This window comes from Lysobacter sp. ISL-50 (genome assembly GCF_018612875.1).
GTDB lineage: Bacteria > Pseudomonadota > Gammaproteobacteria > Xanthomonadales > Xanthomonadaceae > Lysobacter.
This window is the reverse complement of the sequence record NZ_JAGGRI010000023.1, coordinates 101,258-121,057: the sequence shown is the minus strand read 5'-3', so window position 1 is coordinate 121,057 and position 19,800 is coordinate 101,258. Positions and strand designations below refer to the sequence as shown.

At 68.3% G+C, this 19,800-nt stretch carries 19 protein-coding genes; 6 read left to right on the top strand and 13 right to left on the bottom strand.

Annotated elements, in window-relative coordinates:
- Nucleotides 1–3: 3 nt before the first annotated feature.
- The 5 genes from J7J50_RS14735 to J7J50_RS14715 form a co-directional block, all read right to left on the bottom strand.
- A complete protein-coding gene (locus J7J50_RS14735) occupies nt 4–1,332 on the bottom strand; it encodes an acetylglutamate kinase (protein ID WP_251044650.1) in 1,329 nt (442 codons plus the stop codon).
- The gene (locus J7J50_RS14730; RefSeq protein WP_215056222.1) at nt 1,332–2,423 is read right to left on the bottom strand and encodes an acetylornithine deacetylase; all 1,092 of its coding nucleotides are present in this window, start codon (nt 2,421–2,423) and stop codon (nt 1,332–1,334) included. The genes J7J50_RS14735 and J7J50_RS14730 overlap by 1 nt, the downstream gene beginning before the upstream one ends.
- Nucleotides 2,424–2,642: 219 nt before the next feature.
- Entirely contained in the window at nt 2,643–3,839 is a 1,197-nt protein-coding gene (locus J7J50_RS14725) for an argininosuccinate synthase (protein WP_215056223.1), read from the bottom strand.
- A gap of 148 nt (nt 3,840–3,987) precedes the next feature.
- A complete protein-coding gene (locus J7J50_RS14720) occupies nt 3,988–4,995 on the bottom strand; it encodes an N-acetylornithine carbamoyltransferase (protein WP_215056224.1) in 1,008 nt (335 codons plus the stop codon).
- A gap of 395 nt (nt 4,996–5,390) precedes the next feature.
- The gene (locus J7J50_RS14715) at nt 5,391–5,861 is read right to left on the bottom strand and encodes a hypothetical protein (protein WP_215056225.1); all 471 of its coding nucleotides are present in this window, start codon (nt 5,859–5,861) and stop codon (nt 5,391–5,393) included.
- A gap of 291 nt (nt 5,862–6,152) precedes the next feature.
- On the opposite strand from J7J50_RS14715, the gene cysS reads away from it, so the two are divergent.
- From cysS to J7J50_RS14700, 3 genes are read left to right on the top strand one after another with little or no spacing between them, the layout of a single operon-like run.
- Nucleotides 6,153–7,526: a cysteine--tRNA ligase gene (gene cysS / locus J7J50_RS14710; protein ID WP_215056226.1), complete on the top strand. Its 1,374-nt coding sequence runs from the start codon at nt 6,153–6,155 to the stop codon at nt 7,524–7,526.
- Entirely contained in the window at nt 7,523–7,972 is a 450-nt protein-coding gene (locus J7J50_RS14705; RefSeq protein WP_215056227.1) for a SufE family protein, read from the top strand. The genes cysS and J7J50_RS14705 overlap by 4 nt, the downstream gene beginning before the upstream one ends.
- 50 nt (nt 7,973–8,022) lie before the next feature.
- Nucleotides 8,023–9,258, top strand: a complete 1,236-nt coding sequence (locus J7J50_RS14700; RefSeq protein WP_215056299.1) for an MFS transporter — start codon at nt 8,023–8,025, stop codon at nt 9,256–9,258.
- A gap of 245 nt (nt 9,259–9,503) precedes the next feature.
- Here the strand turns inward: J7J50_RS14700 and dksA are convergent, their stop codons facing one another.
- On the bottom strand, nt 9,504–10,598 hold the full coding sequence (dksA, locus tag J7J50_RS14695; protein WP_215056228.1) for an RNA polymerase-binding protein DksA: 1,095 nt from the start codon (nt 10,596–10,598) through the stop codon (nt 9,504–9,506).
- 357 nt (nt 10,599–10,955) lie between these two features.
- Here dksA and yidD point away from each other — a divergent pair, with 357 nt between their 5' ends.
- Genes yidD through J7J50_RS14680 form a run of 3 tightly spaced genes read left to right on the top strand, consistent with a single transcriptional unit; the run spans nt 10,956 to nt 13,449 of the window.
- Nucleotides 10,956–11,261, top strand: a complete 306-nt coding sequence (gene yidD / locus J7J50_RS14690; RefSeq protein ID WP_215056229.1) for a membrane protein insertion efficiency factor YidD — start codon at nt 10,956–10,958, stop codon at nt 11,259–11,261.
- Nucleotides 11,246–12,577: a dihydroorotase gene (locus J7J50_RS14685; RefSeq protein WP_215056230.1), complete on the top strand. Its 1,332-nt coding sequence runs from the start codon at nt 11,246–11,248 to the stop codon at nt 12,575–12,577. Before yidD ends, J7J50_RS14685 begins: the two co-directional genes overlap by 16 nt.
- A 53-nt stretch (nt 12,578–12,630) precedes the next feature.
- Nucleotides 12,631–13,449 carry a M23 family metallopeptidase gene (locus J7J50_RS14680; protein WP_251044660.1) on the top strand — a complete coding sequence of 273 codons (819 nt, stop codon included), beginning with the start codon at nt 12,631–12,633 and terminating at the stop codon, nt 13,447–13,449.
- Nucleotides 13,450–13,462: 13 nt separating this feature from the next.
- On the opposite strand, the gene J7J50_RS14675 is transcribed toward J7J50_RS14680, so the two are convergent.
- The 7 genes from J7J50_RS14675 to ubiG form a co-directional block, all read right to left on the bottom strand.
- On the bottom strand, nt 13,463–14,326 hold the full coding sequence (locus J7J50_RS14675) for a hypothetical protein (protein ID WP_215056232.1): 864 nt from the start codon (nt 14,324–14,326) through the stop codon (nt 13,463–13,465).
- The gene (locus tag J7J50_RS14670) at nt 14,323–16,095 is read right to left on the bottom strand and encodes a GGDEF domain-containing protein (RefSeq protein WP_215056233.1); all 1,773 of its coding nucleotides are present in this window, start codon (nt 16,093–16,095) and stop codon (nt 14,323–14,325) included. The genes J7J50_RS14675 and J7J50_RS14670 overlap by 4 nt, the downstream gene beginning before the upstream one ends.
- A gap of 150 nt (nt 16,096–16,245) precedes the next feature.
- Nucleotides 16,246–16,428 (bottom strand): hypothetical protein, encoded by a 183-nt coding sequence (locus J7J50_RS14665; RefSeq protein WP_215056234.1) that lies wholly within the window; start codon nt 16,426–16,428, stop codon nt 16,246–16,248.
- Nucleotides 16,429–16,472: 44 nt separating this feature from the next.
- A complete protein-coding gene (folE2, locus tag J7J50_RS14660; RefSeq protein WP_215056235.1) occupies nt 16,473–17,408 on the bottom strand; it encodes a GTP cyclohydrolase FolE2 in 936 nt (311 codons plus the stop codon).
- An 88-nt stretch (nt 17,409–17,496) separates the two neighbouring features.
- On the bottom strand, nt 17,497–18,282 hold the full coding sequence (locus J7J50_RS14655) for a phytoene/squalene synthase family protein (protein ID WP_215056236.1): 786 nt from the start codon (nt 18,280–18,282) through the stop codon (nt 17,497–17,499).
- On the bottom strand, nt 18,264–18,962 hold the full coding sequence (locus J7J50_RS14650) for a phosphoglycolate phosphatase (RefSeq protein ID WP_251044651.1): 699 nt from the start codon (nt 18,960–18,962) through the stop codon (nt 18,264–18,266). The genes J7J50_RS14655 and J7J50_RS14650 overlap by 19 nt, the downstream gene beginning before the upstream one ends.
- Entirely contained in the window at nt 18,959–19,741 is a 783-nt protein-coding gene (ubiG, locus tag J7J50_RS14645; RefSeq protein WP_215056237.1) for a bifunctional 2-polyprenyl-6-hydroxyphenol methylase/3-demethylubiquinol 3-O-methyltransferase UbiG, read from the bottom strand. Before ubiG ends, J7J50_RS14650 begins: the two co-directional genes overlap by 4 nt.
- Nucleotides 19,742–19,800: the final 59 nt, after the last annotated feature.

The window sequence follows — 19,800 nt, the reverse complement described above, 5'->3', positions numbered from 1 at the left end:
CGCTCAGTCCTCCAGGGTGGGCGCGCGGCGGCTGGAGTAATCGACGCAGGCGGCGATTTCGTCGAAGCCGTTCATGCCGTACCAGAACACCTTCCACTTCTCCTGCTTGAGGCAGCCGTCGGACTCGGAGTAATAGAACGGATTGACCGCGTTGCCGTGGCGCGAACGCCAGAAAATGCTCGGATTCTGCTCGCGCATGACCTGCCACACCGCGCGGCCGAGGCCTTCGCCCTGGGCGTCGTCGAGCACCGCGAACTTGTCCAGATAGGTGCGGCCTTCGGCTTCGATCAAAATCACCGCGGCGCGATAGTTCTCGCTGACGTAGGCCTGCTTGAGCGTGGTGCGCTCGAAATAGTCATCGACCAGCCTGCGCCCGAACGCGGACTCGATCAGCGAGCGCAGGCGCACCCGATCGAGTTGATCCCAACCCTTCGCCTGCTGCACGCGCTCGCCGCGCCGCACCAGCGTGCCCGAGCCTTTGTGGGTGAACAATTCCTTCGCCAGCTCGGCCGGCTTGGTGATCGACACCGACGAGGTCAGCGGCAACTTATCCAGCAGATCCTTGATCTGCTCGATCTTGACCCGCATGCCGCCGTTGATCCACGGCTGCTGGATCAAGTGCTCGTACTCGGTGGACAGGTTGATCGAATCGATGACTTTGCCGCTGTCGTCGAGCAGGCCGCCGGTGCCGGTCAGGAACACGATCTTGTACGGCTGCAGCACCTGCACCAGTTCGTTCGCGGCGAAGTCGGCGTTGACGTTGAGGATCTGGCCGCCAGCGGTTTCGCCGAGGCTGGCGATCACCGGGATCGAACCGGCCTGCAGGCTGGCTTCGATCGGCGCCAGATTGACCTTCTTCACCTCGCCGACCAGGCCGTAGGTGTCGCGGTCGAGGTAATCGGCTTCGAACACGCCGGAGATGATCGAGGTGGCGCGGCCGTCGCCGGACTGCAGCGCTTCCACCAGCTTGAGGTTCTGCGCCTGGAACACGCGGCGCACGATCGCCAGCGCCTCGGGCGAAGTCACGCGCAGGCCGTTGACGGTCTGCTTGACGATGCCGGCGGCCGACAATTCTTCATCGAGCTGCGGGCCGGCGCCGTGAATCACGATCGGGGTCAGGCCCACGTCCTGCAGGAACGCCAGCGATGACGTCAGCGCGGCCAGATCGTCGCGCAGCACCGCGCCGCCGACCTTGACCACGGCGAAGCGCTTGGAATCGAGTTGCGAAAACCGCTTGAGGTACTGCGAGATTTCCTTCGCGCTGGCCATGCTCGACAGCAACCGCACGATGGTCTGGCGCGTTTGCAGATGATTGTCCATCGATACGCTCATTACGCGTTGCTCCCCATGATCCGCGCGACGGCGTCGGCGTAACGTTGCAGTTGTTCCAGCGCGACCCATTCGTCGGCGGTGTGCGCCTGGGCGATGTCGCCCGGGCCGTAGACAATCGAGGTCAGGCCGGAGGCCGAGAACAGCGAGGCTTCGGTCCAGAAATCCACCGCGTTGCCGATCGGCAGGTTCAGCGCGTCGGCCAGATCGCGCGCTTCCAGGCGGCGGTCCTCGGCGGCGGCGACATCGCCGGCCGGCAGCGGCGGGCCGCGAAAGGTTTCTTCGTAGCGTTCGATCGCGCCGGCGTCGATCAGCGTGCCGAACACTTCGTGCAGGCTGTCGATGGACTGCGAGGGCAGCGGGCGGAAACCGAAGCGCAGATCGGCGCTGGAGGCGATCATGTTCGCCTTGATGCCGCCTTCGATGCGGCCGATATTGAAGCGCAGGCCGGTGAGCCCGCCGAAGCGCTGGTGCGACTGCGCTTCGACGTGATCGAGCGCCTTGCCGCCCCAGCGGATCGCCTGATGCAGCGCGCTGGCCTGCATGGCATTGGCGCCGGAGGCGTGGCCGGCGACGCCGCGGAAGCGCAGTTGCACCGAGCTGATGCCGCGATGGGCCAGCACCGCCTCGCACATCGTCGGCTCGGCCACGATGGCTTCCAGGAAGCCGTGATCGGTGCCGAGAAAACCGGCGATGCAGCGCGCGTCGTTGGCTTCTTCGTCGGTGCTGAACAAGAACGCGGCATCGCCCGTGGTGACCGCGGCCGCGGCCAGCAGGCCGGCGGCGGCACCCTTGATATCGCACGAACCCAGGCCGATCGCGCGGTCATCGGTGACCCGCAGCGTGTGCGGATCGGCGCTCCAGGCTTCCGAGGACGGCACGGTGTCCAGATGGACGTTGAACAAGCGGCGCGGCGTGCCGCGCACGGCGAACAGCGACACCGCGCCGGCGCCGTGATCGATCACATCGACATTGAAGCCGCTCAGCTGGCTGCGCAGGTAATCGAAAATGCCGTCGGTGCCGATATCGCGCGGCGGATTGCGGGTGTCGTAGGACACCAGGGCCTGCAGGTGCTTGAGGACGTCGGGGAGCATGGAGTGGGGGCTCGTCAGGTCTTGGCGATGGTTCGGCTGCGGTATGAATCAGCTTGCTTTCAGTCCCCTCTCCCGCTGCGCGGGAGAGGGTTAGGTTGAGGGCGCTCTTGCCGTTGCTTTAACTGGAAACAACAGCAAAAGCAGCTTGCGCCTTCGGCGCTCCGCGCCCTCACCCCAACCCCTCTCCCGCTGCGCGAGAGAGGGGCTTTACGCGATCAATCAATTCTTGCGATTGATCTCGGCCCACAGCGTGCTGCTCATTCCGAACAATTTGATGAAGCCCTCGGCCTCGGCCACGCCCCAGTCGGCCGCCTGGGCGTAGGTCGCGCCCTTGGCGTTGAGGATGTGCGGCGAATTCACCGCGACCGCGTTGACCACGCCGCCGCTGGTTTCCAGCACCACTTCGCCGTTGACGGTGGACTGCGAGCTGGCCAGGAACGCTTCCAGGTCGGTCTTGAGCGGGTCGTGGAAGAAACCTTCGTACACCAGCTCGACCCACTTGCGCGCCACTTCGGGCTTGAAGCGGTTCTGCTGCTTGGTCAGCACCGCTTCTTCCAGCGCGCGATGCGCGGTCAGCAGCGCGATCAGGCCCGGCGCTTCGAAGATGATGCGGCCCTTCAGGCCGATGGTGGTGTCGCCGGTGTACAGGCCGCGGCCAACGCCGTACTGAGCAAAAAGCCCGTTGAGCTTAGCGAGCAACACATGGCCTGCGATGGCCTCTCCGTTCAAGGCGACCGCTTCGCCGTTCTCGAACGTGATCGTGACCTTGAGCGCTTCGCTCGGCCACTGCGCACGCGGCTTGCACCAGCCCACCGCGCCCTCGCCCGGCGCCTGCCAGCGATCGATCTCGCCGCCGGACATGGTCAGGCCGAGCAGGTTTTCGTTGATGGTGTAGGCCTTCTGCTTGGCGCGCACGCCGAAGCCGCGGTCTTCGAGATACTTCTGCTCGTAGGCGCGCACTTCGGTGTGTTCTTTCTGGATTTCGCGGATCGGCGCGACGATTTCGTAATCGCCCAGCGCCTTCACCGCCAGGTCGAAACGCACCTGGTCGTTGCCCATGCCGGTGCAGCCGTGGGCGATGACCTTGCAGCCCAGTTCGTCGGCGCGCTTGAGCGCGGCTTCGACGATCAGGTAACGGTCCGACACCAGCAACGGATACTGGCCCTGATAGCCCTCGCCGGCCCAGACGAAGGGTTTGACGAAGCCCGACCAGATCGCCGGGCCGCCGTCGATGGTGACGTGGCTGGCGACGCCCAGCTCGGCCGCGCGCTGCTCGATGAAAGCGCGCTCTTCCGCGTCCACGCCGCCGGTGTCGGCGAACACGGTGTGCACGGCCCAGCCGCGCTCTTGCAGGTAGGGCACGCAGAAGCTGGTGTCGAGGCCGCCGGAGAAGGCGAGGACTATGTCTTTGCTCATGTTCGGAAAGTCTCTGTTCTGTTTGGCTCCCTCCCCCGCTTGCGGGGGAGGGTTGGGGTGGGGGCAAGCGGAAGTGGTGTGGGTTCGAGGCGAGGTCGCGTGCCCTCACCCCTGCCCTCTCCCGCAAGCGGGAGAGGGAGTAAAGGAATTACTGCTTCATCAAAGCGGCCATGATCGCCTTCTGCACATGCAGACGGTTCTCGGCTTCGTCGATGGCGATGCACTGCGGCGAATCCATCACGCCGTCGGTGGCCTTGACGTTGCGGCGCAGCGGCAGGCAGTGGCTGAAGACGCCGTTGTTGGTCAGCGCCATCTTGGCTTCGTCGACGATGAAGTGCTTGTACCGGTCGCGGATCGGCTTTTCCGGGCCCCAGTTGCCGAAATACGGCAACGCGCCCCAGCTCTTGGCGTAAACCACGTCGGCGCCGGTGTAGGCGCTTTCGATGTCGTGGCTGATCTTGAGCGAGCCGCCGCTCTGCGCGACGTTCTGCTCGGCCCAGCCCATGTAGCGCTCGTCGAGCACGTACTCCGGCGTCGGGCACAGCAAGGTCACGTCCATCCCCAGGCGCGTGGCGATGGTCAGCGCCGAGTTGGCCACCGCGGTGTTGAGCGGCTTGGGGTGATAGGTCCAGGTCAGCACGTACTTCTTGCCGCGCAGATCGCTGGTGCCGAAATGCTCCTGCAGCGCCAGCGCGTGCGCCAGCTCCTGGCAGGGATGGGTGATGGTCTCCATGTTGATGACCGGCACCGGCGAATACCTGGCGAAGCTGGCCAGCACTTTGTCCTGGCGGTCAGTGGCCCAGTCGACGAACTTCGGGAACGCGCGCACGCCGATCAGATCGACGTAACGGCCCAGCACCTTGGCCACTTCGGCGATGTGCTCTTCGGTATCGCCGTCCATCACCGTGCCCAGATCGAACTCGATCGGCCACGCGTCCTTGCCCGGCTGCAACACCACCGCATGGCCGCCGAGCTGGAACGCGCCCAGCTCGAAGCTGGTGCGGGTGCGCATCGACGGGTTGAAGAACACCAGCGCGATCGATTTGCCCTTGAGCTGATCGCCGAGCTTGCTGCGCTTGAACACAGCGGCCTGCGCGAGCAGCGCGTCGAGGTCGGCGCGCGACCAGTCCTGGGTGTTGAGGAAGTGCTTGGTCATTTTTCGGGAGTCGGGAATAGGGAATCGGGAATGGGAACAGCGGGCAACGGCGTTGGCGTGGAAATCGCGAGGAGAACTGGGGGACGTCGATCCTGTTTTGACGATTCCCGATTCCCCATTCCCGATTCCCGAGCCGAAAAACAAAAAAGCCCAGCGCTAGGCTGGGCTTCTCGTGTGTGCAGCTTGTTACACGAACGACGGCGAGCGCCGTCACCCAGCGGATTGGCAGGGCAACGGTCGGCGCGCGCGCGAGGTCATGCCCGCCGCCATGTAGGCGGAGGTCAGGATATCGGCGTCGGCGTAGTTCGGGTTCATGAGGCCGCGAATGCTCGCATGCACGGGGCCGGGGCGCAAGCCGCGAAGGGCGGAAACGCGAACCCCGCGGCAGGCGGCGCTCAGCGCGAGGTGCTGATCGGGGCGATGACCGGGGTCACCGCGACCCGGACCTTGAGCTTGTTGCCCGGGTCTTCGGGCAGGCGCGAGCGGAACCGGCTGCCCTTGTAGACGTAGTCCACGTCATAGGCGATCGGGCGGCGGAATTCGCGCTCCACCGGCACCGGGCGGCAGTTCTCGCCGGTGCTGGGCTTGGGGTCGCGCTCGCGGCCCAGGGCTTCGCGCACCGCGCCGACCACGCGCGACAGGCGCGAATCGGCCTTGCCGGTGGGCTCGGGATCACATTGTTGTTCCACCGTGGTGGCGCGCAACGTCTGGTAGACCGGGGTCACTCGCAGCACCTGGGCGTAGTCGAAACGCACGTTTTCGGCCTGGATCACCGTGTGCTGCTGCGCCGCCGCCGGCTTCGTCCACAGGACCGCCGCAGCGCCGGTCAGCACCAGGATCGAGACCTGCAGGGCGATTCGGTTCATCGGGCTCGCGAGTGGGAACTGTGAATAAAGTGTAAGAGCAGTGTCCGCTCACGGCCTGAATCCCGCCTTTAGGCCCCGTCCTTGCTGGCGATGGGCTCGCCGCGCGCCCCGGATATCAGGCCCGGTCGGCGCCGGTCTGCGCGGCCGCTTCGTGCCCGGGCCGGCGGCGATAACGCGGCGAGGGCCGCCGGGTTTCGTCGAATTGCCGCGTCCGGGCGGAATATTCGTCCGCCGCCGCGTCCGCGAACACTTACGGCCGCTAGAATGAACCCGACCCCAAGCCTTCTATCCATGAGCCTGCATCTCTACAACAGCCTGTCGCGACAGGTCGAACCGTTCCAGCCGCTGGACCCCTCGCGCCCGACGATGTATGTCTGCGGCCCCACGGTCTACAACTACGTCCATATCGGCAACGCGCGTGGCCCGGTGGTGTTCGGCGTGCTCGCCGACCTGCTGCGCCGGCGCTACGGCGCGCTGGCCTATGCGCGCAACATCACCGACGTAGACGACAAGATCAACGCCGCCGCGGCCGAGCAAGGCGTGCCGATCTCGGCCATCACCGACCGCTTCGCCGCCGCCTACCGCGAGGACATGGCCGCGCTCGGCGTGCGGCCGCCGGACCTGGAGCCGGCCGCGACCGCGCATATCGGCGAAATCGTGGCGATGATCGGGCGCCTGATCGAAAGCGGCCACGCCTACGAGGCCGAGCAGCACGTGCTGTTCTCGATCGCCAGTTTCGACGGCTACGGCAAGCTTTCGCGCCGCGACATCGAAGACATGCGCGCCGGCGCGCGGGTCGAAGTCGCGCCCTACAAGCGCGATGCGGGCGATTTCGTGTTGTGGAAGCCCTCCAGCGAGGAGCTTCCCGGCTGGCCGTCGCCCTGGGGCCGCGGCCGTCCGGGCTGGCACATCGAATGCTCGGCTATGGCCGCCGCGCACCTGGGCGAGACCATCGACATCCACGCCGGCGGCGTCGATCTGCAGTTCCCGCACCACGAGAACGAGATCGCGCAAAGCGAGTGCGCGCATGGCGGCAAGGTGTTCGCGCGCTGGTGGCTGCACAATGGCATGCTCAATTTCGACGGCGGCAAGATGTCGAAGTCGGTCGGCAACATTCAGAAGATCCACGATCTGATCGCGCAATATCCTCCGGAAGTCCTGCGCTACGCCCTGCTGTCGGCGCATTACCGGCAGCCGCTGGAGTGGTCGGACGGTTTGATCGAGCAGTGCACGCGCACGCTCGAACGCCTGTACGGCACGTTGCGCGATCTGGCCGGCGTCGACGCCGGCGCTGTCGCCATTCCCGACAGCGTGGAAACCGCGCTCGAAGACGATCTCAACACCCCGCGCGCGCTGGCCGAGCTGGCGCGCATCGCCGGCGACGCCCGCAAGGCCACCGATCCGGCCGAACAATCGCGGCTCAAGCGCGATCTGCTCGGCGCCGGCCTGGCCCTGGGCCTGCTGCAGCAAGACCCGGCCGCGTGGTTCTCCGGCGCGACGGCGGAAGGCGACGACGCGCGCATCCAGGCTCTGGTCGATGAACGCAACGCGGCCAAGAAGGCGCGCGATTTCGCCCGCGCCGACGCCATCCGCCAGCAACTCGCCGATGAAGGCATCCTGCTGGAAGACACGCCGGCCGGCGTGCGCTGGAAGCGTTCGCGATGAACGCCACCGCCCTCGCCTCGCCGTTCCCGATCGAAGCCAGCGCCGCGCAGGCGCAGGCGGCGATCCGTGACGAGTTCGCGTTCTTCGGCGACTGGTCCGAGCGCTATCAGTACCTGATCGACCTCGGCCGCAAGCTGCCGGACCTGCCGGCGGAATGGAAAACGGAAGAACACCGCCTGCTGGGCTGCCAGTCGATGGTGTGGATCGTGGTCGAAGGCGACGCCAGCCACCTCACCTTCCACGCCATCAGCGATTCGGCCATCGTCTCGGGCCTGATCTATCTGGCCCTGCGCGTGTATTCGGGCCGCAGCGCGGTCGAAATCGTCGCCACCCAGGCCGACTACATCGCCGACATCGGCCTGGCCAAGCACCTCTCGCCGACCCGCAACAACGGTCTGGCCTCGTTGCTGGCCTTCATTCGCGAACAGGCGCAGCGCCGGCTGTGAACGAGAACGCCGTCCGCGCCGAACCCGGCGCCGCGAGCGGCCCCACCCCGATCAGCGCCTCGCACCTGCTGCGCAATCCCGGGTTCGCGGGGCTGCTGGTCTATCGCCTGCTGGCGATGCTGTCGTACCAGATCGTCGCGGTCACGGTCGGCTGGCACGTCTACGAGATCACCCGCGATCCGTTCGCGCTGGGCCTGATCGGGCTCACCGAAGTCATTCCCTACTTCTGCTTCGCCCTGTTCGCCGGCTACGCGGTCGATCATCTGCCGCGGCGCAAGCTGGGCATGTTCGCCTGCCTGGGCCTGCTGCTGACCACGCTGATGCTGGCCGGCGTCGCCGGCGTCGTGCTGCCCGCCGGCGGTTTCGGCTTCTCCACCCTGACCATCTACACGGCGATCGCGATCAACGGCGTGGTCCGCGCGTTCCTGTCGCCGGTGTACATGTCGCTGTTCGCGCGCGTGCTCAAGCGCGAGCACTTCGCGCGCGGCTCGGGCATCAGCAGCGTGGTCATGCAGACCGGGCTGGTGCTGGGCCCGGCGCTGGGCGGCGCGCTGGTGGCCTGGGGCGGCAAGACTTCGGCCTATCTGGTCGCCGCCGGTTTCGCCCTGGCCGCCGCGATCGCGATCATCACCCTGCGCGTGACCGAGCCGCCGCCGCAGGCCGAGCGCGCGCCGGTGTTCAAGAGCATCGGCGAAGGCCTGCGTTTCGTCTTCAACAATCAGGTCGTGCTCGGCGCGCAGGCGCTGGACATGTTCTCGGTGCTGTTCGGCGGCGCGGTGGCGCTGCTGCCGGCGTTCATCCACGACGTCCTGCACTACGGCCCGGAAGCCCTCGGCGTGCTGCGCGCGGCGCCGGCCGCCGGCGCGGTGCTGATAGGGCTGTGGCTGGCCCGGCACCCGCCGCAGAAGAACACCGGGCGCCTGCTGCTGTACGCCGTGGCCGGGTTCGGCCTGTGCATCATCGGCTTCGCCTTGTCGCGCAGTTTCTGGCTGTCGGCGGCGATGCTGATGCTGTCGGGCATGTGCGACGGGGTGTCGGTGGTGCTGCGTTCGACCATCCTGCAGTTGTCCACTCCGGACGAGATGCGCGGGCGGGTGTCGTCGATCAACGGCATCTTCATCGGCTCGTCCAACGAGCTGGGCGCGTTCGAATCGGGCCTGGCGGCCAAGCTGATGGGCCTGGTGCCGTCGGTGATCTTCGGCGGCTGCATGACCCTGGCCGTGGTCGGGGCGACGGCGAAACTGGCGCCGAAATTGCGGCGGCTGGATTTGCGCGAGTTGCAGTAGGCCGCCAACAACGAGGACGCCGCTATAGCCCCTCTCCCGCTCGCGGGAGAGGGGTTGGGGTGAGGGAACTGCAGGGGTGTTCGCGCCTGCGGCGCTCCCCCTCACCCCAGCCCTCTCCCGCAAGCGGGAGAGGGAGAGGATGCGGTTTCGTTGACAGTTCCAAGCACGTGGTCGGCCCCACAGCCACAAAAAAAACCCCGCTTGCGCGGGGCTTCTTTCTGGATCGACCGGAGAGCAAACGCCGGTCAGTCGCCCATCTGCTTCTGCATATGTTCCCAGCGTTCCTGCGCGTCGATGGTGCGCTCGGCGGTCAGGCGCGCCTCCAGGCGCTCCAGGCCGATTTCTTCGCCGGTATCGACGCAGAAGCCGTAGTCGCCCGAATCCACCCGCTTGAGCGTGCTGTCGATCTTGCTGATCAGCTTGCGATAACGGTCGCGGGTGCGCAGTTCGAGCGAGTTCTCCGTCTCACGCGTCGCGCGTTCGGCTTCGTCGCCGACGTCGCGCACTTCGTCCTTGAGGTTCTCGATGGTCTGCTTGGACTCCTCGACCAGATCCGTGCGCCACTGCAGCAGGCGCTGACGGAAGTACTCGAGTTGCAACGGGCTCATGTATTCCTCGTCCGAGCCGGGCTTGTAGCCCTCCGGGACGATCGGGCGGCCGGTGGCGGGATCGTTCTTGTAAGCCACGACCTTGACCTTGGTCTTGGGGGCCGGCGCGGTGGGTTGCTTGGCCGTGACGGCCACGGCCACCTTGCCGGCCGGACGCGGGGCCGCGGCGGCGGTCGTCGCGGGCTTACCCGCGGGTGTCTTGCTGGATGCTGTCTGGGTCACTGTGTTCTTGTTTTGGTCGGAGATACGGTCGGCCTGTGCCGCAGCGGCCGCCTCCGGGGCGGGGGGCTGCGATGCGGGCGGTTTGGCGGCAGGCGCAGGTTTGTGCTTCACAGCTTCGGGCTTTTTAGCTTCAACTTTTTTAAGCTCCGGCGTCTTTGTTGCTACGTTCTTGCCTGCCGCGGAGGGCGCGGTCGCGGCTTTGGCCGGCGCGGGCGCCGCTTTCTTCACCGCTGCCGCCGGCTTGGCGGCCGGTGGGGCGACGGTCTTCTTCGCCGGTGCCGGCTTGGCCGGCGCCGCTTTCTTGGTCACAACGGCCTGCTTGGCCGCCGGTTTACTCGCCGTGGGCTTTTTCGCCGCCGCCTTGGCCGGGGCCTTCTTGACGACCGCCTTCTTGGCGACCGCTTTCTTCGGCGCGGGCTTGGCCGCAGGTTTGGCCGCCTTCTTCGCAGCCGGCTTGACGGTCTTCTTGACCGCCTTGGCGGCCTTCTTCGCAGGTTTTTTCACTGCCACGAGCGGCTTGTCCTTCTATTCCCTGAGGGCGCCTCCGAACGCGGTCCGGAGACATCGCGGGCCAAGCATGACCCACCCGGCCATCAAATGCACATGCGCTCGATGACCGCAAGTGAAATCCGGCGACAAGCCGGTTTTCGCCTAGTCCGACCAGCACGGCAACAGCGATTCCACGCTGCGGCGGACCTTCGTCTTGCACTTGCCTTGTTTGGGGAAAGCGCGCTGTTATACCCTGCTGCGGCACCCGCGGCAACCGCGCTGTGCGAGGCCGATCGCGGCGTAAAATAGCGTCCTGCGCGGGGCTTTGCGACACGCTTCCCCGCCCCCCGTCACTACCGTTGCCGGCATTAAGGAAACGTGATCGACCGCCTGCTCATCGCCCTGCTACGTGGCTATAAACGTTGGATCAGCCCCTTGCTCGGCCAACGTTGCCGCTTTCATCCCAGCTGTTCGTCGTATTCGATGACGGCGATCGGGCACTACGGCGCACTTAAGGGCAGCTGGCTCACGGTCAAGCGACTGGCGCGCTGCCATCCTCTCAATCCCGGCGGCTACGACCCGGTGCCCGGCACCGGGGACGACTCCGCCCCGCCGGGTCCGCATCACCGCGAATCCGCCTCCACCGCGCCCTCTTCCGGAAACTGCTCATGCCATCGACCCTGATCGTCAACGCCCGCCTGGTCAACGAAGGACGCGAGTACGACGGCGACCTGCGCATCGAGGACGGCCGCATCGCCCAGATCGGCACCGGCCTGTCCGGCCGCGACGGCGAGAGCGTGATCGACGCGCGCGGCCGGCGCCTGCTGCCGGGCATGATCGACGACCAGGTTCATTTCCGTGAACCCGGACTGGAATACAAAGCCGACATGGCGACCGAATCGGCCGCCGCGGTGGCCGGCGGGCTGACCACCTTCATGGACATGCCCAACACCAGCCCGCCCACCCTCGACGCCGCCGCGCTGGAGGACAAGTACCGGCGCGCGGCCGGACGGGCCCGGGCCAACTACGGGTTCTACCTGGGCGCCAGCAACGACAACCTCGCCGCGATCCAGTCGCTGGACCCGCGCACCGCGCCGGGAGTGAAGGTGTTCATGGGCGCATCGACCGGCAACATGCTGGTGGACGATCCGGTCACCCTCGACGCGATCTTCCGCGACGTGCCCACGCCGATCATCACCCACTGCGAAGACACGCCGATGATCGACGCCGAGCTCGCCGTCTACAAGGCGAAGTACGGCGACGACATTCCGGCGCAGTTCCATCCCGACATCCGCTCGCGCCAGGCCTGCAAGAAATCCACCGAACTGGCGATCTCGCTGGCGCGCAAGCACAACACCCGCCTGCACGTGCTGCACATCAGCACCGCCGACGAGCTGGCGCTGTTCCAGGCCGGCCCGATCGAGGGCAAGCGCATCACCGCCGAGACCTGCATCCACTTCCTGCGCTTCGATCGCGACGACTACGCCAAGCTCGGCCATCTGATCAAGTGCAATCCGGCGATCAAGGACCCGGCCGATCGCGAGGCGCTGATCCGCGCGGTCGCCGAGGACGTGATCGACGTGCTCGCCACCGACCACGCGCCGCATACGCTGGAAGAAAAGGCCCGCCCCTACACCTCCGCGCCGAGCGGCCTGCCGCTGGTGCAGTTCGCCCTCAACGCCGCGCTGGAACTGGTGCACGAAGGCCGCCTGAGCACCGCCCAGGTGGTGGACAAGTTCGCGCACGCGCCGGCCAAGCTGTTCGATGTCGAGCAGCGCGGCTTCCTGCGCGAGGGTTATTTCGCCGATCTGGTGCTGATCGACGACCTGCCCTACACCGTGCAGCGCGAGGACGTGCTGTCCAAATGCGGCTGGTCGCCGTTCGAAGGCCGCACCTTCCACTCGCGCATCGCCTCGACCTGGGTCAACGGCGTGCTGGCCTGGGACGGCACCTCGCTGGTCGGCTCGCCGAACGGGCAGCGCCTGGCGTTCGCTCGATGAGGTTTGGCGTCATCGCTCTGGCGCTGGCCTGGCTGGCGCCCTGCTCCACGCTGATGGCGCAACCGCAAACGCCCGCAACCGCTCCGGCCGATGCGCGCATCGTTTTCCCCTCGCAGGTTTCGCAGGGCGGGTTGGTCATCGGCAAGGTCCCGCCCGGCAGCAAAGTGCGCTACGGCGAACGCCAGTTGCGCACCACCGCCTACGGCACGGTGGTGTTCGGCGTCGGCCGCGACGCGACCGGGCCGCTGACGGTGCAGATCGAAGTCGCGCCGGGCCGGATCGAGACCGCCAGCATCGCGGTCGCCGCGCGCGAATTCCCGACCGAATACATCCAGGGCGTTCCGCCCAAGACGGTCAATCCGCCGCCGGAGATCGCCGCGCGCATCGAGCGCGAACAGGCGCAGGTGGTGGCCGCGCGCGCGCGCGACGACGACCGCGCCGATTTCGCCCAGGCCTTCGTCTGGCCGGTGCAGGGCCGCATCAGCGGCCGCTTCGGCAATCAGCGCGTTTACAACGGCCAGAAAGGCTCGGGCCATTCGGGCATGGACATCGCCGCGCCCAGCGGCACCGCGATCAAGGCGCCGGCCGCGGGCGTGATCACTTTCGCCGGGCCGGATCTGTACCTCACCGGCGGCACCGTGCTGCTCGATCACGGCCACGGTGTGAGTTCGAACTTCCTGCACATGTCGCGCATCGACGTGAAGGTCGGCGACCGGGTGAGTCAGGGCCAGATCATCGGCGCGGTCGGCGCGACCGGACGCGCGACCGGCCCGCATCTGCACTGGGGCATGAACTGGTTCGACGTGCGCATCGATCCGCTGCTGGTGCTCGAACGCGCGCAGGCGATGCAGGCGGGCAAGAGCGCGCCCTGAGCCGGCGCGCCGCTCAAGGCTTCAGCAGCGATCCCAATACTTCGAACGAAGGCGACTGCTCCAACTCGCGCAGGCGCACGCATTTGGGATTCGGCAGACGCGGCCCGGCCATCGCCAGCAAGGCGTTGCCGCGCTCCATCAGGCCCAGGCGCTGACGTGTGTCGGCGACCACAGCGGCGAATTCGTCCTCGCCGACTTCCTGCGCCGAACCGGGCTGGCCGTGTTCGTCCAGGCGCAGGGCATCGCGGCGCGCCGGGCGCAGGCACGGCGCGATGTCGCGCCACAAGGCTTCCCAGTCCAGCGACGGAAACGCCAGCGCCGAGGGCGCGGCGACCGGCAGGCTCGGGGCGAGACGGCCGCGCGGCTGCGCGGTGTTTTCCGCGAAGCAGCGATAGACGAATTCGCTCGAACTCATCGCCCCGGCGTGGTCGAACGCGGCGTGATGCAGCGCTTCGCGCAGCACCGCGCGCAACTGCGGCGACGGCGGCAGGCTGCGATCGCGCAGGGCCGCGGCGCGGCCGAGCGCGGCCAGCGCATCGCCGGAGAAGGCCGGCCGGCGCAGCGACAAGGCATGCGCGAGCACGGCGATGCGATCGTTGTCCTGCGGGTCGGCGCTGGCGCCGAGCGGACGGCGCGCGTCCACCGCGACCAGCGCCGGATCGGTCAGGCGCTGCGACAGCGACAGTTCGATCACGCCGCCGACGCCGACTTCGATCAGATAGCCGGCGCGGCCCAGCAAGGCCACGTGGCTGTAGCTGCTTTCGTTGAACCAGGCGATCAGCGCGGCCAACGAGCCGCGCGCGCGCATCAGCAGCACGTCGCCGGTACGCAGTTGCGCGGCCTGGATCGCGCCGGGGCCGCCGCCGTCCGGAGTCACGACACCACCTCGCGCTCGGGCTCGACGCTGTGGCCGGTGACGCGGTCGCGGCCGGCGGATTTGCTTGCGTACAGCGCCGCGTCGGCGCGTTCGAGCAACTGCTCCGGGGTTTCATCCGGCATCAGTTCGGCCACGCCCAGGCTCAGGCTGACCGGCAGCAGGCGGCCGTCGATCGACAGCGGGCTGCCGCTGACCGACTCGCGCAGATGCTCGGCGACGCGGACCGCGTCGCGCAGATGGGTATCGGCCAGCACCACCAGCACCTCGTCGCCGCCGTAACGGCCGAACAGGTCGTAGGCGCGCAAGCGGTTGCGGGTGCGCAGCGAGACGATGCGCAGGGTTTCGTCGCCGACGCGATGGCCGTGCTCGTCGTTGATGCGCTTGAAGTGGTCGATGTCGAAGAACACCACCGACAGCGGCCGGCGCGAACGGTGCGCGCTGTCCACCGCGTTGCGCAGGCTTTGCGAGATCGCCGCGCGGGTCATCGCGCCGGTCAGGCTGTCGTAGGTCGCCAGACGATTGGCGGTGTCGCGGTCGCGGCGCAGTTGCTGCAGCTTGGAGGTCAGACCCAGCAGCAGGCCCAGGCCACCGAACGCCAGGCCGACCGGGAAGGTGTATTCGAGCCAGCTGAATTCCGGCCACCACTGGTGGTTGGCGCCGACCAGGGCGACCAGCAACAGCATCAGGGGCAGCCACGCCAGCAGCAGGAAATAGGCTTCGCGCTGGCGCCGCCAGACCGCGACCACGGTGCAGTACAGCACCAGCGCGACCACCATCAGCAGGTTGAGGTTGCCGAACAGCGCGCTGTACTTCCAGGTCCGGAACAAGGACACCAGCAGCAGGCCGCCGAGCGAGATGCTGCACCAGTCCAGCAGGCGCGCGGCCTTCGGCTGGGTGGTGCGCAGGCCGAGGAAGAAGATCAAAAAGCGGATGCTGGCCAATACCGCGGCGGTATTGAGCACGATGTTGGTGCGGCTGTCGGGCGCGATCTCGTTGAGCCACGGCACCACCCGCATCTCGCCGCCGTCCGAGGTCAGGGTGAGGATCTGCAGCACCAGGGTCAGGCCCAGATAGGCGTAGCCGCGTTCGCGCAGGCCGATCCAGAAACCGAACGCGAGCACGGCGATCACGCCCATCGCGGTCAGCACCACGCTGCGCAGCCCGACGTGCATCATGTCCTCGCGCTGCACCCGCGCCAGCGGCTGGATCTCGGCGCGCGAGCTCATCATGTCGGCGGCGAGCATGCGCAGGTACAGGCGATCGCCCTTGCGCAGGCCGCGCGGCAGCGGAAACACGATCATCCGCGTGGAGTGGTTCAAGTCGGTGTCGGGGCCGTAGATCGAGCGGCGCAGCGGCAGATCGTCGCCGGGACGCCACAGTTCGATTTCACGCCGCGATGGGCGGTCGATGGTGAGCTGCGGCGCGTCGGCTTCGGCGACGTCCTGATTGACGACGATGCGCCACCACGTCGGCTGGCCTTTGTGCGCCCACAGCATGTCGCCGGAGACCGCTTCGAAGCGGCGCTCGAACTCGCCGGCCAGCACCCGCGCCGGCACCGGGTCTTGTTCGAGCCGGGACAGGCTCAGGGACGGCGCGCGGTAGTGTGCGGGGTCGTAGGGTTCGCGATCCGAACGCGGGGCCACCGCCGAAGGCGCGGAGGGGCCGGGCTGGGGCAGGCTTACGTCCTGCGCCGACGCGATCGCCGCCACCGCCCACATCCCCAGCAGAACCAACAGGGCCTGCCAGCCACGACACCAGGGTTTCCCCATGCCCCTTCCGGTCACTAGTCTGGTGACCTGAGCATAGCCCAAGGCCCCTGTATTCCGGGGGTGGGGACCATCACGGTTTGCGACTTGTAGTGTGCCCGCGCACACGCCTCCATGCATTGCCGCACCGCTCGGGTCTATCGGCCGGTGATCCTACACCCGGGAACGCATGCGCAGCTGCCGGTAAAACCGGCCGTTCGCGGCGTTTTCCGAGGATGAGGGCGACCGCGCGGCGGAGGTTCGCGAGCCGATATCGGCGGCGTGCGCCGATCGGCGAGCGATGCGCCGATCGATGCCGGGCGCGCCCGTGTTCGATGCGCGAATCGCGAGGTTCAAGGCGCCAGACTCCGCACACCGCGGCGGCGCCGAAGCGGCGCGATTTACTCGCGCGCGCCCTGCCCGGTCACGCGGGCGACCGCGTCGTGCGCGTGCAGGCTTTCGAAGTGCGCGACTTCGGCGTCGAAGCGCTCGATGCGCGCATCGGCCGACAGCGCCGCGGCGACCCGGCGCGCGGCGTCTTCGCAGAACATCAGGTTCTCGGCGTTGAGGCGGGCGAAGGCTTGCTCGTCCTCGCGCTTGACCGCGGTCTGCACCGGCGTTGCGAGCGCGCGTTCGAGCGCGTCGATCAACGCCACCAGGGGCAGTTCGTCGAAGGCCGGACGCAGCTCCACGCGCACGTCGGCGCGGCTGCGCTGCGCGTGCGGGGTCGCGGCCATGCCGCGTTCGGAGGCGAGCCAGTCGCTGACCACGGCCGTGGACAGCGGATGGGCGGCGGCGAAATCGGCGGCGAAGCGTTCGGCGTTGAGCTGGCGCGACAGCGCCGCCGAGGCCGGACAGGTGCTGGAGTATTCGACCGCGAAACGCAGGCCCAGGTGCAGGTGGCCGTCGATCAGGCGCGCGTCGATCTCGACCGGATAGCGCTTCCAGCCGGCGTTGTGGCTGGCCAGCGCCGGACGCAGCAGCAGTTGCTCGTAGCGCAGCACCAGCCGCGCGGCGTTGGAGATGCCGCCCTGCCCGTCGATCAGGCTCTGCAGTGCGCGGCGCAGGCCGGCCGGGGTCACCGTCTCGCTGGCGAAGGCGTTCTGCAGATGCAGGTACATGCGCGACATGTGGATGCCGCGCGCGTTGGGGTCGCGCAGGTTGACCGAGACATCGACCGAGGCGGCGACCTGGATCGGGGTGCCGTCGCCGCCGGCGATGCGCAGCGGCAGGGCGATGTTGGACATGCCGACCCAGTCCAGCGCGCGCGCCGCGGCGGCGGCATCGAAGGCGACATCGGGCAAGGCGGAACGCGAGGGGGTCTGGGGATTGGTCACGACGAAATCAGTGGGGGCGCGTGGGGGAAACGCAACGGCGCCATTCTACCGGGCCCGGCCCGGCCGCCCCGGCCCGGGCCTGCAACGGTCAGTTGCGGGCGCCGCGCCAGGCCGCCAGCAGGGCCGTCCACGGCGACAACGGCCGCGCCGCGTCGCCGCGCTGCAGCCGGGTATGCGCCAGCGCGGTCCACAGCCGCCGCGGCACGGTCGCGCCGAAGCGCGCCGGCCATTGCGCCAGCAGGTCGCGGCTCCATTCCACCGCCGCGCCCTCGCCCGGACGCGCCATCGCCCGCGCGACCACGCTCAGCGGCACCGACGCGTCGCCCTGCAGCACCAGCCGCGATTCCAGCAGGCTCGACTGGATCGCCGGCACCGCGGCCTCGGCGAGCTGGCCGGGTACGGGTTCGAACAGGGCCATGTCGATGGCGCCGATGGCGGTGGCGACCGGAATCAGGCTGTCGAAAGCCTCGTTGCGGTCGCCGGGGCGCTCGCGGCTGTCGCGCAGCGCCGGCAGGGCCAGGGCCAGATCGCCCCAGGGCGCGGCCTGCCGCTGCAGCGCCAGCCCCAGCGGGTGGCGCCGGCGGTTCATGCGCCAGCCCTGCAGTTCTTCCATCCACCAGCCCAGCTTGGCCTCGCCGGGCAGCGCGTCGCTGCCGCCCCAAGCCGCGTCGGTGAGTTCCTGCTGCAGCGCCGCCCAGGCCACCGCGACGCCGCGCTGTGCGCGCGGCACGAACACCTCGGCCACCGACCATTCCGGCCAGCGCGCCCGCCATTTGCCGGCGAAGTCCTGCAGCGCCTGCTCTTGCGAGGATTGCTCCTGCGAGGCGGCCTCGACTTCGGCGGCGACCTGCGGCTTCATCGCGTCGCCGGCCATGCGCCCGCCCCGATCAATTGCGCGGGCGATTCGATCAATACATCGCCCTGCCAGGCGAGCGGATCGTCGTGATCCAGGCGGTAGCCCCACAGCGCCACCACCGAGGGCATGCCGGCGGCGCGCGCGGCGATGATGTCGCGCTCGTCGTCGCCGACATAGATGCAATGCGCCGGCTCGACGCCGATCCGGTGCGCGGCGGTGGTCAGCGGCAGCGGATCGGGCTTGCGCGCGCTCAGCGTGTCGCCGCCGATCAGCACCGCGCAGCGGGTCTGCCAACCCAGCAACGGCATCAGCTTGCGCGCCAGGTATTCGGGTTTGTTCGTGACGATGCCCCAGGGCGAACCGGCGGCTTCCAGCGCGGCCAGCATCGCCTCCACGCCGTCGAACGGCGCTCCGTGCAGGCCGAGCTCGGCCTCGTACAGGTCCAGGAACTCCTGCACCCAGCCGTCGCGCTGGGCCGGATCGACATCGGGAAAGGCCGCGCCGAGCATCGCCCGCGAGCCTTTCGACACCTGCGCGCGCAGCGGCGCCATCGGCATCGCCGGCAGGCCGCGGTCGGCGCGCATGCGATTGGCGACGGCGAGCATGTCCGGCGCACTGTCGAGCAAGGTGCCGTCCAGGTCGAACAACACCGCCCGGGGATAAGCCGCGCCGCTCAGCGCGGGAGCGGCCGCGCTCATGCGGCCGAGACCTGCGCGGCGGGCTTGTACGCGCAGGCCAGGTAGTTGATGTCGGTGCGCGAGGTGATCCGCGCGCCGTTGCGCCAGGGCTCGTACATCAGGCCGCTGACGTCTTCCAGCTCCAGGCCGGCTTCGCGCAGCCAGCGCGCCAGCTCGGAGGGCTTGATGAAGTCGCGGTACTGATGGGTGCCCTTGGGCAGCAGCCGGGCCAGGTACTCGGCGCCGACGATGGCCAGCGCGAACGCGGCCGGGGTGCGGTTGAGCGTGGACAGGAACAGGCGTCCGCCGGGCTTGAGCAGGCTGGCGCAGGCGCGCACGATCGCGCCCGGGTCGGGCACGTGTTCGAGCATTTCCATGCAGGTGATGGTGTCGAAACTCTCCGGCCGCTCCTGCGCCAGCGATTCGACCGACTGCAGCCGGTAATCGACGGCGACGCCGGTTTCCAGCCGATGCAGCTTGGCGACCTTGATCAGTTCCGGCGCCAGATCGATCGCGGTGACCTGCGCGCCCGCGGCGGCCAGGGCCTCGCTGAGCAGGCCGCCGCCGCAGCCGACGTCGAGCGCCTGCGCCTGCGACAGGGGCGCGCGTTGGGCGACGTAGTCCAGGCGCACCGGATTCAGCGCGTGCAGCGGCTTCTGCGGACCCAGCGGGTCCCACCAGCGATTGGCCAGGGCGCCGAACTTGTCCAGTTCGGCCTGACTGAAGTTGTCGTGGCCGCTGGCGGCGGCGGGTTGCGAATCGCTGCCCTGAGGATCGGATGCGTTGCTTGCTGCGCTCATGCCTGCCTGCTCACTGCGGTCGGTGCCTCGCGCGGCCGCCGGGCGGCGCGCGTGGCTAG